This is a genomic window from Nocardia sp. NPDC060259 (assembly GCF_042728775.1).
In the GTDB taxonomy this organism is placed as follows: domain Bacteria; phylum Actinomycetota; class Actinomycetes; order Mycobacteriales; family Mycobacteriaceae; genus Nocardia.
This window is the reverse complement of the sequence record NZ_JBHXAY010000001.1, coordinates 155094-178029: the sequence shown is the minus strand read 5'-3', so window position 1 is coordinate 178029 and position 22936 is coordinate 155094. Positions and strand designations below refer to the sequence as shown.

13 protein-coding genes and 1 pseudogene are annotated in these 22936 nt (G+C 68.7%); 11 read left to right on the top strand and 3 right to left on the bottom strand.

All coding sequences use genetic code 11. The annotated features are described in order from the left end of the window. Positions 1–58 precede the first annotated feature (58 nt). Positions 59–418, bottom strand: a complete 360-nt coding sequence (locus tag ACFWF2_RS00890; protein WP_379303206.1) for a hypothetical protein — start codon at positions 416–418, stop codon at positions 59–61. 241 nt (positions 419–659) lie between these two features. Here ACFWF2_RS00890 and ACFWF2_RS00885 point away from each other — a divergent pair, with 241 nt between their 5' ends. Together ACFWF2_RS00885 and ACFWF2_RS00880 are read left to right on the top strand one after the other, a co-directional pair. Further along, positions 660–1568, top strand: a complete 909-nt coding sequence (locus ACFWF2_RS00885) for a universal stress protein (protein ID WP_379303204.1) — start codon at positions 660–662, stop codon at positions 1566–1568. 30 nt (positions 1569–1598) lie between these two features. Continuing rightward, entirely contained in the window at positions 1599–2477 is an 879-nt protein-coding gene (locus tag ACFWF2_RS00880; RefSeq protein ID WP_379303202.1) for a universal stress protein, read from the top strand. Between the two features lie 3 nt (positions 2478–2480). On the opposite strand, the gene ACFWF2_RS00875 is transcribed toward ACFWF2_RS00880, so the two are convergent. Both ACFWF2_RS00875 and ACFWF2_RS00870 read right to left on the bottom strand, forming a co-directional pair. Continuing rightward, positions 2481–3479, bottom strand: a complete 999-nt coding sequence (locus ACFWF2_RS00875; protein WP_379303321.1) for a zinc-binding alcohol dehydrogenase family protein — start codon at positions 3477–3479, stop codon at positions 2481–2483. 409 nt (positions 3480–3888) lie between these two features. Then, positions 3889–5046: pseudogene (locus ACFWF2_RS00870) on the bottom strand (epoxide hydrolase family protein). Here ACFWF2_RS00870 and ACFWF2_RS00865 point away from each other — a divergent pair. From ACFWF2_RS00865 to ACFWF2_RS00825, 9 genes are all read left to right on the top strand, one after another. Then, positions 5045–5506, top strand: coding sequence for a CGNR zinc finger domain-containing protein (locus ACFWF2_RS00865; RefSeq protein WP_379303319.1), 462 nt, complete (start codon positions 5045–5047; stop codon positions 5504–5506). The pseudogene ACFWF2_RS00870 and the gene ACFWF2_RS00865 sit on opposite strands and share 2 nt — an antisense overlap. Before the next feature lie 272 nt (positions 5507–5778). Further along, the gene (locus ACFWF2_RS00860) at positions 5779–6606 is read left to right on the top strand and encodes an ABC transporter ATP-binding protein (protein ID WP_379303200.1); all 828 of its coding nucleotides are present in this window, start codon (positions 5779–5781) and stop codon (positions 6604–6606) included. Then, entirely contained in the window at positions 6603–7325 is a 723-nt protein-coding gene (locus ACFWF2_RS00855) for an ABC transporter ATP-binding protein (RefSeq protein WP_379303198.1), read from the top strand. Before ACFWF2_RS00860 ends, ACFWF2_RS00855 begins: the two co-directional genes overlap by 4 nt. Further along, positions 7322–8203 carry a branched-chain amino acid ABC transporter permease gene (locus ACFWF2_RS00850; RefSeq protein WP_379303196.1) on the top strand — a complete coding sequence of 294 codons (882 nt, stop codon included), beginning with the start codon at positions 7322–7324 and terminating at the stop codon, positions 8201–8203. The genes ACFWF2_RS00855 and ACFWF2_RS00850 overlap by 4 nt, the downstream gene beginning before the upstream one ends. Continuing rightward, positions 8200–9240 carry a branched-chain amino acid ABC transporter permease gene (locus ACFWF2_RS00845; protein WP_379303194.1) on the top strand — a complete coding sequence of 347 codons (1041 nt, stop codon included), beginning with the start codon at positions 8200–8202 and terminating at the stop codon, positions 9238–9240. The genes ACFWF2_RS00850 and ACFWF2_RS00845 overlap by 4 nt, the downstream gene beginning before the upstream one ends. Next, positions 9240–10487, top strand: a complete 1248-nt coding sequence (locus ACFWF2_RS00840) for an ABC transporter substrate-binding protein (protein WP_379303192.1) — start codon at positions 9240–9242, stop codon at positions 10485–10487. Before ACFWF2_RS00845 ends, ACFWF2_RS00840 begins: the two co-directional genes overlap by 1 nt. A gap of 285 nt (positions 10488–10772) precedes the next feature. Continuing rightward, entirely contained in the window at positions 10773–12917 is a 2145-nt protein-coding gene (locus ACFWF2_RS00835; RefSeq protein ID WP_379303190.1) for an MMPL family transporter, read from the top strand. A 311-nt stretch (positions 12918–13228) separates the two neighbouring features. After that, positions 13229–20389: an amino acid adenylation domain-containing protein gene (locus ACFWF2_RS00830; RefSeq protein WP_379303188.1), complete on the top strand. Its 7161-nt coding sequence runs from the start codon at positions 13229–13231 to the stop codon at positions 20387–20389. A 32-nt stretch (positions 20390–20421) separates the two neighbouring features. After that, positions 20422–22911, top strand: coding sequence for an FAD-dependent monooxygenase (locus ACFWF2_RS00825; RefSeq protein ID WP_379303186.1), 2490 nt, complete (start codon positions 20422–20424; stop codon positions 22909–22911). The last annotated feature ends 25 nt before the right edge of the window (positions 22912–22936 follow it).

Here is a 22936-nt window from a genome sequence, read left to right as displayed (position 1 = left end):
ACAATCTGAGATGTGAGGGTGGATCGACGGCTGCGATCGAGCGGTCGGGCAAGGTGGACTATCTGGTTCGTGTGTCCGTCGGGTCGCTCGCCGCCGCAGCATGCACCTTGTAGAGCACGACCTGCTCATTGGTGAACGGTATGACAGTGGCTGGGCTGGCGTTCGCCTGGCGCGGCACCATGTGCACCGGGAGGTTCGGCCGAAGCTCGAGCACGAAGTCGCGCATGGCATTTCGGTCGGGATCGTCGAGTCCGCCGCCGATGACGACCAGGTCGACTGAACCATCTGTTACCGTCGCCTCAACGATCGCGCGATCGTTGGTTGCCATGACGTCGCGGCCGAATCTGCGCAGCTCTTCCGCGAGCACATCGAGTGTCGACTGCCGTCGTCCGATGAGCAAGATCCTGGGTTCGGTCATCGTGAAATCCTAAGGCGGGCATTACGGCATTGTCGACGATGCGTGCGGTAGGGCAGGGCCGCGACCCGCCACACCACCGATCGGTTCCCGAAACCCTCTCCGCCCCCATGCAACAATGCCGAACATGGACCACTCGTCGGCGACCAGTGGGCGGCCTCCGGTGACGGAAACCCCGTCCCAGCTGCGGTTACGTGAACTTCTCGCTGAGGTGCAGGAAAGAATCGCCCACTGAGGGATGGACTTGACACAGCACAGCGAGAACGCGCACCGCTCGACGTCGGCTCCCGTCGTCGTCGGCATCGATGGCTCCGACGCATCGGCCGCAGCCCTGCGATGGGCTGCCCGTCTCGCCGCCGATCGGGACCGCGAGCTGCACATCATCCACGCCATGAACCCGGTGGCCGCGGTGACACCCCACAATGCCTACGACGCGTTCGCGTTTGCGACCATGCAGGACATCCGGCTCGCCGCCGAACGCGAGCTCGCCACCGCGAGCGACCAGGCCAAGGCCGCCGCGCCGGACATCTCGGTGACCACCGAGCTCAGCACCGGAAACCCGGCCGCGACGCTCATCGAACGCTCGGCCACGGCCTACCTTGTCGTTCTGGGCGCGACAGGATCCACCGGCACCCTCGCCCATCTCGGCTCGACCCTGCTTGCCGTGAGTTCGCACGCGCGCGGTGCGGTCGTCACCGTCCGCGGCCCCGATCCTGACCGACGGACGGGCCCGGTCGTCGTCGGTGTCGACGGCAGCGAGGTCGGTGAGCCCGCCATCGGGGCGGCGTTCGCGGAGGCGTCTGCGCGGGGGGTCGAACTCGTCGCGGTCCACGCGTGGAGCGATCTGTCCCAAGGTGCCTTCGGCGGCTCGGGCTACCTCGAGTTGCCGATCGCGGACTTCGAGGAGGCCGAATCGGCGCTGCTTGCCGAGCGGCTGGCCGGGTGGACGGAGCGTTTCCCCGATGTCGCGGTGCGGCGAGAGGTCGAGGTTTTCGGACCGCGCGAACGACTGGCCACGTGGTCGCGGACCGCTCAACTCCTGGTGGTCGGCAGCCGGGGCAGAGGTGGTTTCCGCGGATTGCTGCTCGGCTCGACCAGCAATTGGCTGGTACAGCACGCCGACTGCCCGGTAATGGTCGTCCACCCCGGCTGAAGTGACATCGAGAGCTCAGAAAGGCGAACCATGACCCCGCACTCCGATCGGAATCGCCCTGTCGTCGTCGGAACCGACGGTTCCGAACAATCGCTGACCGCGCTTCGCTGGGCAGCGCGGTATGCCGCGCACCACCGCGCGCCGTTGCAGATCGTCTACGTCATCGATGTCCCAGTGGAGTACGGACCTGGTGTTTCCGGGCCGCTCTTCGACCAGGAAAGGCTGCGTGAGCACGGCGAGTCCGTTGTCGCGGCGGGCGCCGCAGCCGCCGCGGAGGTCGTCGGGCCGATCGCCGACATCCCGATCGAGACGGCCGCGGCAATGGGAACGACGGTGGCGGTCCTGCGCCACTACAGCGCGTCAGCGCGATTGCTCGTCGTCGGCAGCCGAGGGCGCGGCGCGATACGACGCACCCTGCTCGGATCGGTCAGCACATCGCTTGCTCGACACTCCGACTGTCCGGTAGCGGTGATCCCTGAGCAGGAGGCCGATTCCGGCGGCCGCGTGGTTGTCGGTGTCGACGGGTCCGCCTGTAGTGCCGACGCGGTCGCGATCGCGTTCGAAGAGGCCTCCCAGCGCGGGGCCCGGCTGGTCGCTGTCCATGCGTGGTCGGAGTTCTTCCGTTACGAGTCCCGCGCCACCATGCAGACCGAAGGCGAGGCGCTGCTGGCGGAGAGCCTGGCCGGGTATGCCGAGAAGTACCCCGGTGTGGAGGTCGGACGTCTCGTGGTCGAAGACAAACCCGCCAGGGCGGTACTCGACTTGTCCGCCACAGCTCAACTCGTAGTGGTCGGCAGCCGAGGCAGGGGCGGGTTCTCCGGGATGACTCTCGGATCGGTCGCCCAGGCGGTCCTGCACGGCGTGGCTTGCCCGCTGATCATCGCCCGGTGCGAAGCTCGAGACGACTGACGGTCACGGCACAAGCACCGCCGCACCGTCGAAACCGCCTCGTGCCAGGTCGACCAGTGCGCGATCGGCCTGATCGAGTGGATACCGATGTGTGGTGACTGCCAGCCGATGCCGTTGTGCCACCGCGAGGAATTCTCGGGCCTGCGCCCGGGTATTGGCGGTGACACTGCGAATCTGGCGTTCTCGGAACAGGTGTCGCTGGTAGTTCAACGGCGGAACATCGGTCAGATGGATGCCGGCGATCGCCAGCGTCCCGCCGGCGTCGAGGGCTTCCAGCGCGTGTGGCACCAGTTCACCGACCGGCGCGAACAGGATCGCCGAGTCCAGCGCTTCCGGGGGGTGATCCGCCGCGCCCTGCGCTGAATCCGCGCCGAGCGCAAGAGCCAGTTCCCTGGCCGCGACGTCCCGGGTCATCACATGGACCCGGGCACCTCGGGCAAGGGCTACCTGCGCGGTCAGGTGCGCGCTGCCGCCGAACCCGTAGATTCCGAGCACCCCGTCCGCGGGGACCTCGGCGCGTGTCAATGCGTGGTATCCGATGATCCCCGCACACAGCAGCGGTGCCAGCTCCTCGTCGCTGTATCCCTCGGGCAAGGGCAGGGCGAACTCAGCGGGAACGGTGGTGAATTCGGCGTATCCGCCGTCGGCATCCCACCCCGTGTAGCGCGATCGCGGGCACAGATTCTCAGCTCCGCGCGTGCAGTAGTGGCACACTCCGCATGTGTATCGCAGCCAGGGAATACCGACCCGGTCACCCACCGCGATGTCGGCGTAGTCGCGGGGAGCCTCCACCACCTCGGCGACGATCTCGTGTCCCGGGATCACCTGCTGCCGGTGGACCGGCAGATCACCTTCCACCACGTGAAGATCGGTTCGGCAGACTCCGCAGGCGAGCACGCGCACCAGCAGCTCGCCGACGCCGGGTACCGGGACAAGCTCCCGTCGCCACCGAAGGGGGCCGGTTGCGACCTGGCCGGGGTGATCGACTCGCCATGCTCGCATCATGTCGTCGCTCCGAGGATAGGTTCGATCGTCACCGTCGACCTTGGCACCCTCAGCCGCGAACCGACAAGGGGCGCAGGTCCTGAGGAGGGGCATTCGGCAACACACCAAGGACCCCTCGGTGAGGGCGTTTGTGCCCTGCACCCGAGGGGGAGTTGTCCAGGAAGATCGAAGGCAGTGCCTGTCGAACGCGAGAGGGAGGCCATGAGATGCCAGCACGTCATGCATCCCCCGTTGTGGTCGGCGTCGGCGGCTCGGACGCGAAAGGACGTGAGTGCGTGCACTCGGGTGCTGCCGGCTAGCCCTGAATCTGTGATCGGCCGCCAGATTTGGGATGCTCGCCTGGTCGAGCATTCGGCGCGCAGCTCAGCTCCTCGGACTGCATCCGAATCCGGGGCCCTAGCCGCGTTCACCGAGTGGCGGCCAGTACTGCCGCGAGGCCTTCTCGCAGGTCCTTGACGAAGTACTCGGGAACCTCGAGCGATGGGAAGTGTCCCCCGGTCGCGGGCGTCGTCCATCGGACGATCTGCCGGTACCGCTGCTGTGCCCAGGGTCGCGGACACTTCTCGGTATCGCGGGGGTACATGGTGAGGGCCGACGGGACATCGACCTGGAGTTCGGGGTCCAGCGAGTTGTGACTTTAGTAGTAGAGACGGGCCGCCGATGCGCCGGTCCGTGTCAGCCAATACAGGGTGACGTCGTCGAGAATGCGGTCTCGGGACATCGTCTCGAACGGGCTGTCCTCGGTATCGCTCCACTCGGCGAATTTGTCGAGGATCCAGGCGAGGAGCCCCACCGGTGAGTCGACGAGCGAGTAGCCGATGGTCTGCGGTCGGGTCGCCTGCTGCTTGGCGTATGCCGCACGGTGGCGCCAGAAATCGCGGGTTTCCTCGGTCCATGTGCGCTCGGCCGCCGTCAGTCCGTCCGTCGTCAACCCGGGCGGTGCCTCCGCGAACGTTGTGTGGATGCCGAGAACCTGTGCCGGGAACCGGCCGCCGAGAACCGTGGTGATATTGCCGCCCCAGTCGCCGCCGTGGGCCACGAACGTGCCGTAGCCGAGCCTTCCCATCAGTTCCACCCATGCGGCCGCGATCTTTTCGGCTCCCCACCCGGTAGTGGCCGGCTTGTCGCTGTAACCGAAGCCCGGTAGCGACGGAACCACAACGTGGAACGCCGGCGCGCCTGCCTCTTTCGGGTCTGCCAGCTCGTCTATGACATCGATGAATCGAGCAATGCTGTCCGGCCAGCCGTGCGTCAAGATCAGGGGAGTGGCATCTGCGCGCGCGGAGCGGCGGTGCAGGAAATGGATCCCCAGACCATCAATGAGCGTGCGGAACTGGCCAATTCGGTTGAGGCGCTTTTCGAACGATCGCCAGTCGTACCCGGTGCGCCAGTAGTTCACGACCTCGACGAGGTCGGCTAGCGTCACACCCTGGCCCCATCGGCGAGGGTCGGGTGCGGCGCGATAGACCGTTTCAGCTTCCGGCAGTCGCGCCGCAGCCAATCGCGCGCGCAGATCGTCGAGGTCGGCGTCGGTTGCGTGGGCTTCGAATGCTCGGACGCGCATTCCCACGCCGCAGCGACTCGTCGACTGGCTGGCCGAGTACGGCCTCGGGGTGGACTCCTGCACCACCGCCCAGCTCGAACGTGCTCGGGAACTGCGGGAATCGATTCACGCCGCCGCGACAGCGGCCGCGATCCACGACGTCCTTCCTGTGTCTGCAGTCCACGTCATCAATGACTTCAGCATCCAGGGTCGGGCCGCGGCCGTCCTGACGGCGGAGGGCAACCGTCGATGGCAACTCGGCTCGGCTTCCTGCGTCGAAGATGCCCTGGGCGTCATCGCTGCCGACGCGATCAGCATCATCGCGGGTGAGCGAGACGGAAGATTGGCCTTGTGCGCAGCGCCGACCTACCTGGCTGCCTTCTTCGACACCAGCCAGAGCCGCACCCGCAAATGGTGCGATATGAACACGTGCGGGAATCGCCAGAAGAAGGCACGCTTCAACGCCAACCAGCGCAAATAGTCAGAGGCTGACAACGCGCGGGCGACCTCGCGCGGGCCGCCGACCTGTACGTGAAGGCGGCGGATACGGCGACCAGTGTCCCGGAACGCGACCACCTCACCCGCGAGGCCGTGGACGTGCGGGAGACCCTGCGCGCGTAGCCGGTACGCCGGTGCCGGCTACAGGAGTCCAGGCCGGTGAACTCGGATAATTGGGAGTTTTCACTCGGGCAATCGGTGCTACTCGCAGCGCCTTCCCGGTGCTGTCGGCGCTTGGTTTGATACTGGCGCGCGATGTGGACCGACCTGCTCGAACCAGCAGTTCAGCACCTGGAATCGCGCTATCGCGAGCCGGAGGAAGACTTGCTGGAGATACGGAACATCACCGTCCGGTTCGGTGGGGTCACCGCCTTGGACGACGTCGGCTTCGCAGTCGGCGAGTCGGAGATGCTCGGGCTGATCGGCCCGAACGGAGCAGGCAAGACCACCCTGTTCAACTGCCTGACCGGCCGCGGCAAGCCCGTGTCGGGCACGGTCACCTACCGCGGGCTGCCACTGCTGCGGCGCCGCCCCGATGAGCTGGCCGGACTCGGCATCGCCAGGACGTTCCAGAATCTAGGTCTCTTCGAGCACATGTCCGTCCGCGACAACGTGCTGGTCGGCGCACATCACCGGGCGAAGGCGGGATTCGCCGCGGCGGCGGTGCGACTGCCCGTGGTGCGGCGCGAGGAGAAGCGCCTCGCCGCCGACGTACACCAGGTGCTGGAACGCCTCGACCTGCTCGACGTCGCCGACCACCCGGCCACCGGATTGCCGTTCGGCACCCTCAAACGCATCGAACTGGCCAGAGCGCTGGCCTGCCGCCCGCGGCTGCTGATGCTGGACGAGCCGGTCAACGGGCTCAGCCACGGCGAGGTGGCCGAGTTCGCCGCGCTCGTCCGCGAGCTGCGGGCCGAACTCGGGCTCACCGTCATGGTGGTCGAACACCACATGGGTTTCGTGATGGGGATCAGCGATCGGGTGGTGTGCCTGGACTTCGGCCGGGTGATCGCCGAGGGCACACCCGCCCAGGTGCAGCAGCACCCCGACGTGATCGCCGCCTACCTGGGGAAGCCGGCATGAGCGAGTTTCTCGTCGTCGACGACCTGCACGCCGGTTACGGCGCGGCGCAGGTCCTGCACGGGGTGAGTGTGACGGTGGGGCGCGGTGAGGTGTGCGCGATCCTCGGACCCAACGGCGCGGGCAAGACCACGTTGTTGCGCACGCTGAGCGGGATGGTGCGCGCGCGTGCGGGCAGCGTGCGGGTCGACGGCGTGGTGCTGGGCAAGCGCAACCCCGAAGCGGTGGCGCGGCTCGGCATCGCGCATGTGCCGCAGGGTCGTGGCACGTTCGCCCCGCTCAGCGTGGCCGACAATCTGCGCGTCGGCGCGTTCACGCGGCGCGACGCCGCGGCGATCCGCGCGGACCTGGACAGGGTCTTCGGCTACTTCCCGATCCTGAAGGACAAGCTGCATCAGCAGGCGGGCGGGCTGTCCGGCGGACAGCAGCAGATGCTGGCCATCGGGCGCGCCCTGATGATGCGGCCGCGGGTGCTGCTGCTCGACGAGCCGTCGCTGGGTTTGTCGCCGCTGGTCACCCAGGAGCTGTTCGGCATCATCGCCGCCGTCAACACGGCGGAGCAGACCACGGTGGTGGTCGTCGAACAGAACGCGCACCTCGCGCTGGCCATCGCGGATCGGGCGCACGTGCTCGAGACGGGCCGGGTCGTGCTGTCGGGCACGCCGGAACAGATCAACGCCGACGAACAGATCGCACGCTCCTATCTCGGATACCAGGTATGAATCAATTGCTCGAACACACACTGGGCGGTCTCACCGCGGGCGCGATCTACGCGAGCCTCGCGCTGGCGCTCGTCCTCATCTACCGATTCACCGGGGTGGCGAACTTCGCCCAGGGTGAGCTAGCCATGTTCTCGGCGTTCCTGGCCTGGCAGTTCGGCCAGAGCGGAATGCCGTTGTGGCTGGCCATGATCACGGCCCTCGCGGTCTCCTTCGCCGGCGGCATGCTGATCGAGCGGGTGGTGATCCGGCCGGTCGAAGGCGCGCCGGAACTGACCCTGGTGATCGTCACGGTCGGGCTGTACTTCTTCGTCAATGCCGCCGCGGGCTGGATCTGGTCGTTTCAGCTCCAGTCGTTCCCCAGTCCGTTCCCCGGCGGCGCGATCAGTACCGGCGGGGTGAGCGCGAGCTATCAGAGTCTCGGGGTGCTCGCGGTGGTCGCGGTGGTGATGACCCTGCTGTTCGCGCTGTTCCGCTTCACCAAGATCGGGCTCGGAATGCGGGCGGTCGCCGCGAATCCGGAGTCGGCCCGGTTGACCGGCATTCGGGTCGGCGCCGTGCTGGCGCTCGGCTGGGGCTTGGCGGCGCTGGTCGGGGCCGTGTCGGGAATTCTCGCGGCGCCGATGCTCTTCCTCGAACCCAACATGATGGGCGGCGTACTCATCTACGCCTTCGCGGCGGCGACGCTGGGTGGGTTCGACTCCCCGGTCGGCGCGGTCGCGGGCGGTCTGATCGTCGGTGTCACCGAGACGCTGGCAGGCGCCTATATCGAGGCGATCGGCACCGAACTCAAGATCGGCGTGCCGCTGTTGATCATTCTTCTGGTCCTGCTGGTTCGTCCGCAGGGTCTGTTCGGTACGGCGGCGGTGCAACGAGTATGAGCGACATCGAGATTCGGGAATCCCGTCCGGCTGCCGAGGCGACCGCACAGCCGGTGCGCCGGAGCGGGTTCGTGCTGCGGAACCGGACCGCGCTGGTGCTCGCGGCGGTGGCCGTGGTGGCCTGTGTGGCGCCGTTCCAGCTGGCGCCGTTCTACACCTTCCAGCTGTCGATGGTGCTGGTCTACGCCGTCGCGCTGCTCGGCCTGAATCTGCTCGTCGGCTACACCGGGCAGATCTCGCTCGGGCACGGCGCGTTCTTCGGTGCCGGTGCCTATGTGACGGCGGTGCTGATGCAGCGCTGGGACACACCGTATCTCGCCGCGCTGCCGGTGGCGGCCGCGGTGACTTTCGTGCTCGGTGTCGCGGTCGGCATTCCGGCGCTGCGGCTGCGTGGGCTGTATCTGGCCCTGGTGACGCTGGCCATCGCCATCTTCACAGTGCCGCTGCTGAAACGTTTCGACTCGATCACCGGCGGCTCGATGGGGCTGACCGTCGCCAAGCCCGCCGCGCCCGCCTGGACCGGACTGGCCGAGGATCAGTGGCTGTACTTCCTGGCCTTGGCCACGGCGGCAGGGTGTTTCGCGCTGGTGGCCGGACTCTTGCGGTCGCGCGTCGGGCGGGCGCTGCGGGCGATCCGCGACAACGAGATCGTCGCCGAGATGATGGGTGTGCGCCTGGCGTACTACAAGACCCTCGCCTTCGCCTGGAGCGCCATGCTGGCCGGGATCGCCGGGTGCGTCTACACCTGGGTGATCGCCTATGTCTCGCCGGACTCGTTCACCGTCGGCCTGTCGATCACGCTGCTCGCGGGCATCGTCGTCGGCGGTCTCGGATCGCTGTGGGGTGCGGTGCTCGGCGCCGCGTTCGTGATGTACGTGCCGAGCCTGGCGCAGGACGTCAACGACGCCGCGCCCGGGGTGATCTTCGGTCTTGTCGTGATCGCCCTGATGTACATCGCACCGACCGGATTGGCCGGACTCGCCGGCCGTCTCAGCCGTCAGATCATTCCCGTGCTTGTTCGGAAAGGCGAGAAATAATGGGAACCAAGGCAATTCGGATCGCCGGCGTCGCCGCGGCGGCGCTGCTCACACTCACCGCCTGCGGTGGGCGTGGCGACACGGCGACCACCGCCGGCGGCGACTGCCAGGGGCAGCAGACCGTCGGCATCACCGACACCAGCGTCAAACTGGGTGGGGTGTACCCGCTGTCGGGGCCCGCGTCGGCCTACGGCGAGGCGGGCAAGGCCGGACGCGCCTACTTCGACTATCTCAATGCCGAAAAGGGCGGGATCAACGGCCGGAAGGTGGAGTACCTGGTGCGCGACGACGCGTATCAGCCGCCCAAGACCGTGGAGGAGACCCGGCGGCTGGTCGAGCAGGACCAGGTGTTCGCGATCTTCCCGACCCTGGGTACCGCGACCTCGTCCGCGGTGTGGGACTACCTGAATCAGCGACAGGTTCCGCAGGTGTTCGTCGCCGGTGGCGCGACGAAGTGGGGCGCCGACACCGCCCACCCGTGGACCATCGGCTGGCAGCCCAGCTACCGGTCCGAGGCGCGCGCGTACGCCAGCTACGTGCGTCAGGAACGGCCGGACGCCACCGTCGCCGTGTTGTATCAGAACGACGACTTCGGCAAGGATCTGCTCGACAGCTTCCGCGCCGCCGTCGCGGGCAGTGGTGTGCGGATCGTGGCCGAGCAGAGCTACGAGGTGACCGACCCGACCGTCGAACCGCAGCTGCGCACCCTGTCCGGATCGAAGGCCGATGTGCTGCTGAACTTCTCGACGCCGAAGTTCGCCGCGCAGGCGCTGGCCGCGGACGCGCGCGCCACCGAGTGGAACCCCCGCCACATCGTGACCACCGTCGCCAACTCGGTGACCACGCTGAAGTCGGTCGGCTTCGACAACGTCCAGGGCGTCATCTCGGCCGCCTACACCAAGGACCCCGCCGACCCTTCCCGCGACACCGACCCGGCGATGCGCGAGTACAAGGACAAGCTGGCCCGCTACGGCCAGGGCATCGATCCGACCAGCGTGTACGCGATCATCGGCTGGGCGAGTGCGGACAGTTTCGCCAAGACCCTGGCGGCGGCGAGCTGCCCGACCAGGGAGGGGCTGCGCGATTCCATGCGCAACCTGAACAACATCCCGGTCGATCTCCTGCTGCCGGGCGTGACGCTGAAAACGGGCGCAGGCGACGCGTTCCCGATCGAGGCGCTGCAGATCCAGCGTCTGACCGGTGACCGGTGGAGTCTCGTCGGCGACATCATCGACACCACCAAGTAGGCCGTCCCAGGGCGACCCGGCGCAGCGAGTTCCCCTCGCCGCGCCGGGGCTGTCTGAGGCGCACTTCCGGGGGTCGGCTTCTGTCGCCGAAGCTCAGTCGGGAGCGAAAGATTCGTCGAATGATGCAGTGACACAGCTCATTCGCGCATCGATACTGGCTCCGACCCGGGTTGCGGGAGGCACCGGCGCCGACCCCGACACGCCCGAACTGCGGCGGTGAGATGGTCGTCGCGCCGAGACCGGCGCCGGAGTGCCTGTGCGGTGCCCGCGAGGAGATGAGGGACAGTGCGAGTACTCGCGCGGCTGACTGTGGGGCGACCGAAAACCGTGGTCGCGGTGGTGGTGTTGCTGCTTCTCCTCGCCGGCGCGGGCGGCGCGTCGGTGCAGCAGCGGCTCTCCGGCGGTGGGTTCTGGAACGCGGACGCCGAATCCGCGCGCGCCGCCAGGATCCTGGCCGAAAAGTACACCACCGGAACGCCGAATGTCCTGGTGCTGGTGGAGGTTCCGGCCGAGGTGGGCACCGTGGACACGCCCGCGGTCGCCACCGCCGGTCGGCAGCTGACCACCGAGCTGGCCGCCGTGCCGGGTGTGCGTTCGGTGAGCTCGTACTGGTCCACCGGATCGCCCGAGTTCCTCCGCGACGCCGACCGTGGAAAGGCACTGGTCGCCGTAGATATTCCGGGTGACGAGATCGTGGTGGAGTCGGTGGTCTCGCGGTTGGTCGACAGCTATCGGGACCGGGACTACGGCGTGCTCCACCTGCGCCTGGGTGGCGCCGCGGTGAGCTATCACGATGTCACCGAACAGCTCTCGCGTGACTTGAAAGTCGGTGAGGCGGTATCGATCCCGATCCTGCTCGTCCTGTTGGTGCTGGTTTTCGGCAGCCTGGTCGCCGCTGGACTGCCGCTGGTACTCGGGCTGGTGTCGATCATCGGCACCTTCGGAATCCTGCGCGTGCTCACCGAGTTCACCCAGGTCTCCAGCTACGCATTGAATCTCACCACGGTGCTCGGTCTCGGTCTCGGCATCGACTACAGCCTGTTCGTGGTCAGCCGGTTCCGCGAGGAACGGCGCGCCGGCCGCGACGTGCCGAGCGCGGTGCGGGCGACCGTGACGACCGCCGGTCGCACCGTCCTGTTCTCGGCCGCCACGATCGTCATCGCGATGCTGGCGATGCTGGTGTTCCCGATGCCGTTCCTGCGCTCGCTGGCCGCGGCCTGTCTCTCGGTGACACTGCTGGCCGCACTCGCCACAGTGACCTTGCTCCCGGCCTTGCTGATGCTGTTCGGTCACCGCATCGATGCGCTCGATCTGCGTCGCGGCCTGCGACGGCTGCGCGGGCGGCCCGAACCGGCGCCGACGCCGCCCGAGCAGGGCTTCTGGTACCGCATCGCGCGGCGAGTCACGATGCGTCCCTGGCTCTTCGGCGGTGCGGCGTTACTGGTGGTGATCCTGCTCGGCCTGCCGTTCACCGGCCTGCGGCTGGGCCTGACCGACGATCGGGCCCTGCCCCCCACGGTGGAGAGCAGACAGGTCGGCGACGTCCTGCGCGCCGACTTCCCGGCGACCGCGGCGGGCCGCTTCGATGTGGTGGTCGACGGGCCGATCTCCACGACCGAACTGTCCGACCTGACCCAGCGGCTCCAGAACCTGCCCCACGTGCGGCTGGTGCGCGGTCTGCCCGGGCCCGACGGCGCGCACCTGACGGTCATCCCCGACCTCGATCCGTATTCGCAGGCAGCCGAGGTCCTGCTCGACGACATCCGCCGCACGGCCTCGCCCGCGCCGCTGCTGGTCGGTGGCGCCACGGCCGAGAACGCCGATACCAAATCCGGGTTGGCGGGGCGCCTGCCCCTGGTCGTCGCGCTCATCGTGATCGCGATGCTGGTGCTGTTGTTCGCGTTCACCGGCAGCGTGGTGATCCCGCTGAAGGCGGTGCTGCTCAACACGTTGAGCCTGTCGGCGACCTTCGGCGCGATGGTCTACATCTTCCAGGACGGGCACCTGAAGTGGCTGGTCGGTGACTTCACCGAGACGGGCTATCTCGCCGCGCCGGTGCCGGTGCTCGTCTTCTGCCTGGCTTTCGGGTTGTCGATGGACTACGAGGTGTTCCTGCTGTCGCGGATCGCCGAGGAGTACCGGATGCGCGGTGTGACCGCCGACGCGGTCGCCTACGGACTGGAGCGGACCGGCCGCATCGTCACCGCCGCTGCCGCCCTGATGGCGATCGTCTGCCTCGGGCTGGCCTTCTCCCAGGTCGCTTTCACCAAGCTGATGGGCGTGGGCCTGACGCTGGCGGTGCTGATGGACGCCACGGTGATCCGTGGCGTGTTGGTGCCCGCCTTCATGCGCCTGCTCGGCGCCGCCAACTGGTGGGCGCCGGGCGTGCTCCGACGAGTCCATCGTCACATCGCCGTCCGCGAGAACTGATCCGGTTGCCGGGCGGCGGTTTGGTTCCTGATGCAGTGTTCCGTCCGCCGCTTCGTCGCGCACGACCATCGATCCGGACAATTCCCCACCGATCCGGCCGATTTTCCGCTGTAGGTGACTTCCGTTACCGCACAACAACATTGGCTATCAGCCAGCGTGCGTGACACAGTGGCCGTAGTGCCAGTCGAGCACACGGATCATTTGTGACATCGCCCGATCAGCCGGGCGAATACCACCACCGGACGGAACTCCGATCGCAGCAGTGCCGCGCGATCGAGCACACTTCAGCGCTTCACCTCAGGGGTATATCCATGTCCGTTTCCATGCGCTATCCACTCACCGCCTACCAGCGCGACATCTGGACCGTCGTGGAACACTTTCCCGGTCTGCCCAGCTATCTCTCCAGCGTGGTCGGCCGCTTCGCCCTCGCCATCGATGACGCCGCGATGATCGCCGCGATCGAGCGGACCTGGGCGCGCAACGATGGGCTGCGGCTGCGCTACCGCGTCGTCGACGGTGTCCCGGCCCAGGAACTGTCGACCGGGCCGATGCCGCCGGTCCAGGTGATCGACGTCGGCGACGCCCCCGATCCGCGTGCCGAGGCGCAGCGCCGGATCGAGCAGTGCACCGGCTCCGCGATCGACCTCCTCGGCGCGGTGCCGTTCCGGGCGCACATCATCCACGCGGGAGCCGGCTCGTCCTACGTCGTCCTGACCACGCACCATGTCGCTGCCGACGCGACGGGACTGTTCCACATCGGTGCCCAGGTCCTCACCGACTACGCCACGACGATGTCGGGGAACCCGATCGAGTTGCCGGGATCGTCGTTCCTGCGGTGCCTGGCCTTCGAACGCGACTACCGCGCGAGCGATCACTACGGCATCGACCGTGACGCGGTGGTGTCCCAGCTCACCGGGACGACCCCCGCCCTGTTCGACCGACCGCGCGCGACCGAGGGGCTGGCACCGGTCGCCGCCTACGAGTTCACCCTGGATCGGCTGCTGGTCAACCGTATTCGCGCGTCCGGTCTGTCGCTGTACCCGTACTTCTGCGCGATGCTCGGCCTCTACCTCTCGCGCGTGCTGCGGGCCGAGGACGTCGTCATCGGCATCCCCTTCGGTAACCGCAACAATCCCACCGAGCAGGCCACCATCGGCCACTTCGCCAACACCCTCCCGCTGCCGATCCACACCGGCGGCCGCGCCACCGTGCGCGAGCTGGTCGCGGCGGTGAAAGCCGATGTGCGCCGGATGAAGCAGCACGAGCGCTACCCGCTCGGCGATCTGATGGGCGAATTGCGCCGCCTCGGCCATCCGGCGAAACAGCTGTTCGACGTGACCGTCGCCTATCCCCGCCTGCCCTCGGCCGCCGGGCTCATCGAGGGACTGGAGGAGGTGCAACAGCCCTCGCAGGGCTACAGCCCGCTGGCCATGGCCTGGACGATCTCCGAGATCGATGACGACGGTCCACTGCTGATCCGGCTCGATCACGCGACCGACATCTTCGACGCCGATTACCCGATCGAATCCGTCGCCGACCATCTGGTCGCCTTGTTGCGCGCAGGCGTCGACGCCGTCGACAGCGATCCCTCGCGGCTGCCGATGCTGTCGGCGACCGAGCACGACCTGCTCGTCGACCGCGATCGCGCGACATCGCGGCCCTATGCGGACCAGAGCACTGTCATCGCCGAAATCCTGGCCAGGGCCGAGCGCACGCCGGACGCGGTCGCGGTGCACACCGCCACCAGGGACACGATCACCTACCGCGACCTCGTCGACCGCACCGCCACCCTGTCCGGGTTGCTCCGCGAATCCGGGGTCGGGGCGGGCGATCTGGTCGCGGTGCTACTCGAGCGCGGGCCGGACATGCTCGTGGCGATCCTGGCCGCCTTGCACGCCGGCGCCGCCTATGTCCCGATCGATCCCGGCTACCCGGCCGATCGGGTCGCCTATCTCCTGGCCGACAGCGCCGCCAAGGTAGTGCTGACCGCCGCCGAGGTGTCTGGTGACGCGATCGTGCTGCCGCCGGAGCTCTGGTCGACGGGAACACCGGCGCGGACTCCGGTATCCGTCGGCTCCGACCCTGCCTATGTGATCTACACCTCTGGCTCCACCGGCAGGCCCAAAGGGGTTGTCGTAGAGAATCATTCGGTGATCAACCGGATCGGCTGGATGCAGCGGCGGTACCCGCTGCGCCCCACCGATGTGATCCTGCAGAAGACGCCGTCCTCGTTCGACGTGTCGGTGTGGGAGCTGTTCTGGTGGGCCGTCGAGGGCGCCCAGGTGGCGCTGCTGCGGCCGGGCGGCGAGAAGGACCCGCGCGAGCTGCTCGCCGCTGTCGCCGACTTCGGCGTCACCGTCATGCATTTCGTCCCGTCGATGCTGACGCCCTTCCTCGACCTGCTGGAGTCCGACCCGACCGCGGTGACCGAGGCCGCCGGTCTGCGCACGGTGTTCTGCAGCGGTGAAGCGCTGCTCCCGCATCAGGTCAACCGGTGGAACCGGGCTTTCGCCCGTCTCGGGGCCGACGCGCCCCGGCTGGTCAACCTGTACGGCCCGACCGAAGCCACCGTGGATGTGTCCTTCCACGACTGCCCGACGGACCCGGCCGAGACGGTGACCCGGGTGCCGATCGGCCGACCGATCGACAACACGCGCCTCTACGTGCTCGGACCGGCCGACCAACCGCAGCCGGTCGGCGTCGCGGGTGAACTGTGCATCGCCGGGGCCGGACTGGCGCGCGGCTACCGCGACCGCCCGGAGCTGACGACGGAGAAATTCGTCGCCGACCCCTTCCATCCGGGCGAGCGGATGTACCGCACCGGCGATCTGGCCCGCCGCCTCGCCGACGGTGAACTGGAGTACCTGGGCCGCATCGACCGGCAGGTGAAGATTCGCGGCAACCGCGTCGAGCTGGGTGAGGTCGAGAACGCGCTGGCCGCGCTGCCCGGCATCACCGCCGCGGCGGTCATCGACAAGCAATCGCCGGACCGCGGCGCGTATCTGGCCGCCTACTGCGTGACCGAATCCGCCCCGGATCCCGGCGCGCTGCGCAAGGCGTTGGCGACGACGCTGCCGGAGTACATGATTCCGTCGCAGTTCGTCCGGGTCGACGCGATCCCGCTGACTCCGAGCGGAAAGACCGACCGTGCCGCGCTGGCCGCGATCACCATGGAGAACCGGTCCGCCGGATACACGGCGCCCCGAACGCTCGTCGAAGAACAGCTGGCGCTGATCTGGCGCGAGGTCCTCGACCGCGAATCGGTGTCGGTGTTCGACAACTTCTACGACCTCGGCGGTGACTCGATCCTGCTGCTGCGCGTCCGGGCCAGGGCCGAGGCCAGGGGACTGGTGATCAGCGCTCGCGACATCGCCGAATGCCCCACCATCGCCGAACTGGCCGAACGGGCAGGCACCGGCGCCGTCGCCGCTGTCGCGCTCGCGCCGTTCGAACTGGTGGCCGGGATCGACCGCGCGAGTCTGCGGCATGTGGTGGACGCGTACCCGTTGACCAGGTTGCAGCTCGGCATGCTGTTCCACAGCCGCGAGCGCGCCGAATCATCGCTCTACCACGATGTTTTCCGGTATTCGCTGCGGATGCCGTGGGACGAGGACGCCCTGCGGGCCGCGATGGCGCGCTCGATCGGCCGGCACCCCATGCTGCGCACCTCCTTCGAACTGGCCGGTTACTCCGAGCCGCTGCAACTCGTGCACGCCCACCTCGAACCGCCGTTGATGATCGTCGACCTGCGCACGACCGGCACCGACGAGGCCGAGGCGCTGGTTCGCGAGCATGTCGAGCAACGACGACGGCGCGGATACGTCTTCGAACAGCCCGGCCTGTTCGATCTCGCGGTGTTCCGGCTCGCCGACCGGATCGAGCTGGTGCTGTCGTTCCACCACGCCATCCTCGACGGCTGGAGTGTCGCGACGCTGATCTCCGAACTGCTGGCGGACTATCGGGGCGTCGCCACCTTCCCCGCGGAGCTCCCGTCGTTCGCGGAATACGTTCGCGCCGAGCGTGACTCGCTGACCGATCCCGCCGATCGGGACCACTGGGCCAGGGCGCTCGACGGCGCCGAAACGATCCGGATCCCCGGACTACGACCCCATCTTCCCCTCGATGCGGCACCTGTCGCCGGGCCGTCGGATGCACGGGTATCGGTGTCGGTCCCGGTCGGCGCCGATCTCCTGTTCCGCGCCGACGAGGTCGCCGCCGCCGCGCACATCCCGGTCAAGGCCGTCCTGCTGGCCGCGCACCTGTGCACCGTCGGCCTGCTGTCGGGACGCACGGATGTCACCACCGGCGTCGTCACCCACGGACGGCCCGAGCGCATCGACGCCGAGCGGATGGCCGGGCTGTTCCTGAACACGATGCCGCTGCGGCTGGACTTCGCCGGTCGTAACCGGCGCGAGGTGCTGACGGGTGTCTTCGAGCGGGAACGCAACAGCGCACCGCACAAGCGGTTTCCGCTCACCGACGTGCAGCGCGAGTTCGGTGTCGTCCTCGACACCGCGTTCAACTACGTGCACTTCCACGCGGCGGGCGCGGCCATGAGCGCGCTCGATGTCGCCCTGCTCGGGATCGATATTCGCGAGGACACCAACTTCGCGCTGCTGATCAACGCCATCCGTAACCCGCTCGACGGGACGCTGGCGCTGCGCATCGACGGCGACCCCGCCGCGTACACCCGCGAGCAGCTGGCCGCCATCGGCGAGACCTACCTGCGAGTTCTGGACCTCCTCACCGGCGACCCCATGGAAGCGGCGGACTTGGGTTCCCTGGGTGGGGTGCCGGAGACCCTGTCCGCCGCGACGTCGTCGGGCACCGTGATCGATCTGTTCGACGCCCGCGCTGCCGGCTCTCCGGACGCCGTGGCCATCGAATTCGGCTCCCGGACACTGACCTACGCGCAACTGCGCGCCCTGGCCGACCGCATCGCGGCGACCCTGGTGGCACGTGGCGCACGCCCGGGCGACCGCATCGCGCTGGCGGTGGACCGGTCGCCCGAGCAGATCGCGACGGTGCTCGGAATCGCCAAGGCGGGCGCTGCCTGCGTGCCGCTCGACGTGACCTATCCGCTGCCGCGGCTGCACGCGATGCTCGCGCAGGCACGGCCGTTCGCGGTGATCACCGGCCAGGACCACGAGGCCTTGGTACCACCGGAGCACGCGCGGCTGTCCCTCGACGAACTGGTCGCCCCCGGGACGACGGTTCCGCTGCCCGACCGCGATCCCGCAGCCACCGCCTACGTGTTGTTCACCTCGGGCTCTACCGGGACACCGAAGGGCGTGGCCATGCCCCATCGCGCACTGGCCAATCTGATCCGCTGGCAACTCTCGACGGCGAGCGGCCTGCTTCCCGGCCGCGACACCGCGCCGGCCACGACACAATTCGCACCGCTGTCGTTCGACGTGTCGTTCCAGGAGATCTACTCGACACTGTGCGGTGGCGGCCGCCTCATCCTGCTCGACGAGGACCAGCGTCGCGACCTGCCCGCGCTGGCCCGGGTGCTCGCGAGCACCGGCGCGGAACGGATCTTCCTGCCCTATGTGGCCTTGCAGCAGCTGTCCGAGGCCGCGATCCGGCTCGGCACCGCACCGGCCGGGCTGCGGGTGATCATCTCCTCCGGCGAGCAGCTCCGCGTCACCGACGAGATCAGGGCGCTGTGCGCGGCCGGAACCGACGTACTGCTGGAGAACCAATACGGCCCCACCGAAACCCACGTCGCCACCCGCTACACCATGACCGGCGACCCGGCGCTGTTCCCGGCGCTGCCACCGATCGGCACCGCCATCGACGGCGTGGAGATCCTCGTCCTCGACGACCGGCTGCGCCCCGTTCCCGACGGCGCGCCCGGCGAGATCTACCTCGGCGGAGCCGCACTCGCGCACGGCTACGAGCACCGGCCCGACCTCACCGAGGCGGCTTTCGTCCCGCACCCCTTCGCACCGGGGCGGCGGCTGTACCGGACCGGCGACATCGGTCGCAGGCTGCCCGGCGGCGAGGTGGTCAGCGACGGCCGCCGCGGTGGCCAGGTCAAGATCCGCGGCCACCGGGTGGAACCGATGGAGGTGGAGCTGGCGCTGCACCGCGTCACCGCGGACCTGTCCGGTGTCAGCGAGGTCGCGGTGGTGGCGCACACCGCCGCAGGGGGTTCCAGCGCGCAGACGCTGCTGGTGGCGTTCCTGGTCGGCTCCCGCGCCGAGGTCGACGAGCCGGGGATCGTCGCGGCACTGCGGGAATGGTTGCCGGACTACATGATTCCCAGCCGCTTGGTCTGGCTCGACGCGCTGCCGCTGACACCGAGCGGCAAACGGGCCGACGCGGTCCTGGCCGGGATGGCACTACCCGCCGCCACCTCGGCGAACCGGGTCCGTCCCCGCACACCCGCCGAATCCGGACTGGCGGCGCTGATGGCCGAAGCACTCGGCCTGCCCGAGGTCGGCGTGCACGACGACTTCTTCGCCCTCGGCGGCACCTCGCTGACCGCGATGCGGCTGATCGTGTCCATCGAACAGCGCTACGGGGTGTCACTGCCGGTCTCGACCCTGGCCACCGGTCCCACGGTCGCCGCGCTGGCCGGACAGCTCGACGAACGGGCCGAGACAGGGTTCGATCCACTGGTGCCGTTGCGTCCTGGGACCGGAACCCCGCTGTTCCTGGTGCACCCGATCGGCGGAAATGTGCTCTGCTATGTCGAATTGAGCAAACATCTGCCCGACGGACAACCGCTGTACGGCTTGCAGGCAGCCGGCCTGGAGACCGGCAGTACCCCGGCCGAGTCCATCGCCGAGATGGCGGGCAACTACATCGCCGCGATGCGCCGCGTCCAGCCGACCGGGCCCTACCATCTGGGCGGCTGGTCACTGGGTGGCATGGTCGCCTTCGAGATGGCCCACCAGCTGGCCGATGCCGGTCACGAGATCGGCAGCCTGGTCCTGATCGACACCATGACCGTGCGTCACGGTGACGGCATGCCGGTGCCGGAGCACGCGCTCTACGAGTTCTTCCTCTGGGAGCTGCTGTGGCTGGCGCGCGGCGCCGACACCGCGGTGATCGAGATCCCGGTCGACCTCGCCACCGAGGAGGAGGTCTTCGACTTCATCCTCGCCACCGCCGTCGACGCGGGCGTGCTGCCGCCCACCGGATCCCGTGCACTGGTCCGGCGGTTGTTCGAAGTGTTCGTGGCAGGGTGGCGGGCGATCGACGCCTACCGGCCACGAGCCTACGACGGCGACATCACCCTGCTGCGTGCCGCGGAGCCGCTGCCGCAGGTGCTCCGCCCCGCCCACGATCGGGCGGGCACCCTGCATCGAGATCCCACCAACGGCTGGGACGCCTACGCGACCGGGCATCTCGAGGTGATCGAAGTACCCGGTGACCACCTGACATTGATCCAGTCCCCGCAGGTCGCCGAGGTGGCGGCCCGCCTCGCCCGCTTGCTCGGCCAGGCGGCGGCGACCGCATGACGACGAATCCCACTACACAGCAAGGAAAACCAGTGATCTCTCCCGCCAAGTCGGCACTAGTGGTCGGCGCCGGAATCGGCGGACTCACCGCCGCCGCGGCCCTGCGCCGGGCCGGAATCGATGTCGTGCTGTGCGAGCGCGGCCCCGAACTGCGCGCGGCCGGATTCGGGCTGTCGGTGCAGTCGAACGCGATGAACGCGCTGCGCACCCTTGATCTCGGCATCGACGAGGAACTGCTCCGGGTCGGCGGACAGGCCCGATCGTTCACCTTCCGCCGACCGGACGGCTCGGACCTGCGGCGCGTCGACGTGGCGGCCATCGATGCCGAGCTGGGTGCGCCCGCCGTCGCGGTCAGCCGCAAAAGCCTGCACGATGTGTTGCTGGCGGCCTGTGGCGAGGACTTGCGGGTCGAGCTGGGCGCCGAGGCGGTCGGCTTCACCGAGACCGCCGACGCGGTGCAGGTCGAATTCGCCGACGGCCGTGTTCTTTCCGCCGATGTCCTCGTCGGCGCGGACGGCATCAACTCCGCGATCCGTGCTCAGCTGCACGGATCGCAGGCTCCTCGACCGGGCAAGTTCGTGTGCTGGCTGGCACTGGTGCCGTTCGCCCATCCGGCGATCGAACCGGGTGCTTCGATCCACTACTGGGGCCGGGGCATGCGCTTCGGCATCCACGACATCGGGCACGGCAACGTCTACTGGTGGGCCACCATGACCACGACCGCCGAGCAGGCCGCCGACTGGCGGCACGGCAAAGACGACCTGCTGCGCAGATTCGCGAGCTGGGCACCGGAGATCACCGAAATCATCACGGCCACCCCGGAATCGGACATTCTCGCACTGCCCGCGCAGGACCGGCCACCGCTGACCGCCTGGGGTCGCGGCCGGGTGACCCTGCTCGGCGACGCCGCCCACCCGATGCTGCCCAGCCTGGGCCAGGGCGCGAACTCGGCGATCGAGGACGCCGTGGTGCTCGCGCACGCGCTGGCCACCCACGACGACGCCGAGACCGCATTGCGGGTCTACGAGCAGCGACGGATTCCGCGCACCACCATGCTCGTCGACGGCTCCCGCAAGCTCGGCAGGCTCGAACAGACCCGCAATCGCGCGGTGATCGCGATTCGCGACAGCTTCATCGCCAAGGGCAACGAGGCCAAGCTGCAAGCGAGTCTGGCCGAGCCGATGACCTGGCCGGGCCTGGGCGATCCCGCGCCGGTAGCCGCGCTGCCACGGCCGTTGTCCACGCTGGAACGCTGGCACTGGACCGTGGACCAGGTGGCGCCCCTGCACATCGTGTCGCGAGTGCGCGTCACCGGCGATCTCGACGCGGACGCGGTGCGCGCCGGTCTGGCGGCTCTGGTCCGGCGCCACCCGATGCTGCACGCCGTGGTGCGCAGCGACGGCGGCCGCGATCCACGGTTCGTTCCGGTCGCGCTGCGCCCGATTCCGTTGCGCGAGGTAGCGTCCGGTGACTGGGTCGCCGAGGCCGACGCCGAGTTGCGGACCCGATTCGACGCGGAGGCACCGCTGCTGCGGGCCACCCTGATCACCGTCGCCCCCCACGTCCACGATCTCGTGCTGACCTCCACCTACACCATCGCCGACGCGGTAACCGTGCTGTCGTTCGCCCGGCAGGTGCTCGAGCTCGCCGCCGGCGCGGGTGGTTGGGTCGCCGAGGTGCCGGCCCCGCCCGCACCGGAAGCATTGTTCCCCAAGCCTTTCCACGGCTGGCGCGGCAAGCGCAAGGCCATCGCCCGCCTCGCGGTCGACGGGGTGCGTGATCTCCGGGTCAAGCCGGTGCGGCTCGGCGCCGGTGCCGATGTGGCGCCGACGCAGCGTTTCACCAAGCTGACGCGGCGAGTGCTGGACGGGACCGAGTACCAGGCGCTCCTGGCCGCCTGTGACGAGCGTGCGGTGCCCCTGTCGAGTCTGGTCGCTGCCGCGCTGGCGCGGGCTGCCGGTAGCGATGCCGGTGCGCCGGACGCCCATTTCCCGGTCGGCGTCTCGGTCCTGTTCCGCGAGCAGCTCGACCGGCCGCTGACCCCCGCCCACACCGGTGCCTATCAGGCGATGATCGCCCTGCCGACGCCGGCGGGCCAACCACTGTGGTTGACGGCCATCGCGTTCGCCGCCGACTTCGCGCGCCGGATCGAACAGCGCCAGCACCTGGCCAACCTGGGCGGAATCGGCTTCATGCTGCCCGAGACACCGGCACACCCGGACAAGGTGGTCGGGCTACTGGACGCCCGCGGTCCGGGCAACCTGTGCCTGACCTCGCTCGACACCCGCGATTTCCCCGCCCGCATCGGTGACTGGGAGATCTCGGGCGCCGAATTCGTCTCCGGCATGTCGATCAGCGGTCTCATGATGCTGACCGTCGGCCTGGGCACCAGCGAGTTGTCGTTGAATCTCGGCTACATCGATGGCCTGTTCTCGGCCGAACGCGCCGACGCGCTGATCGACACCGTCGTCGATGCCCTGCGCAGTGTCGTCCCCGCGACGGAGATCGCCTCGGCGCGCTGAGTCGGGTCTGCGTCCATCCCACGGG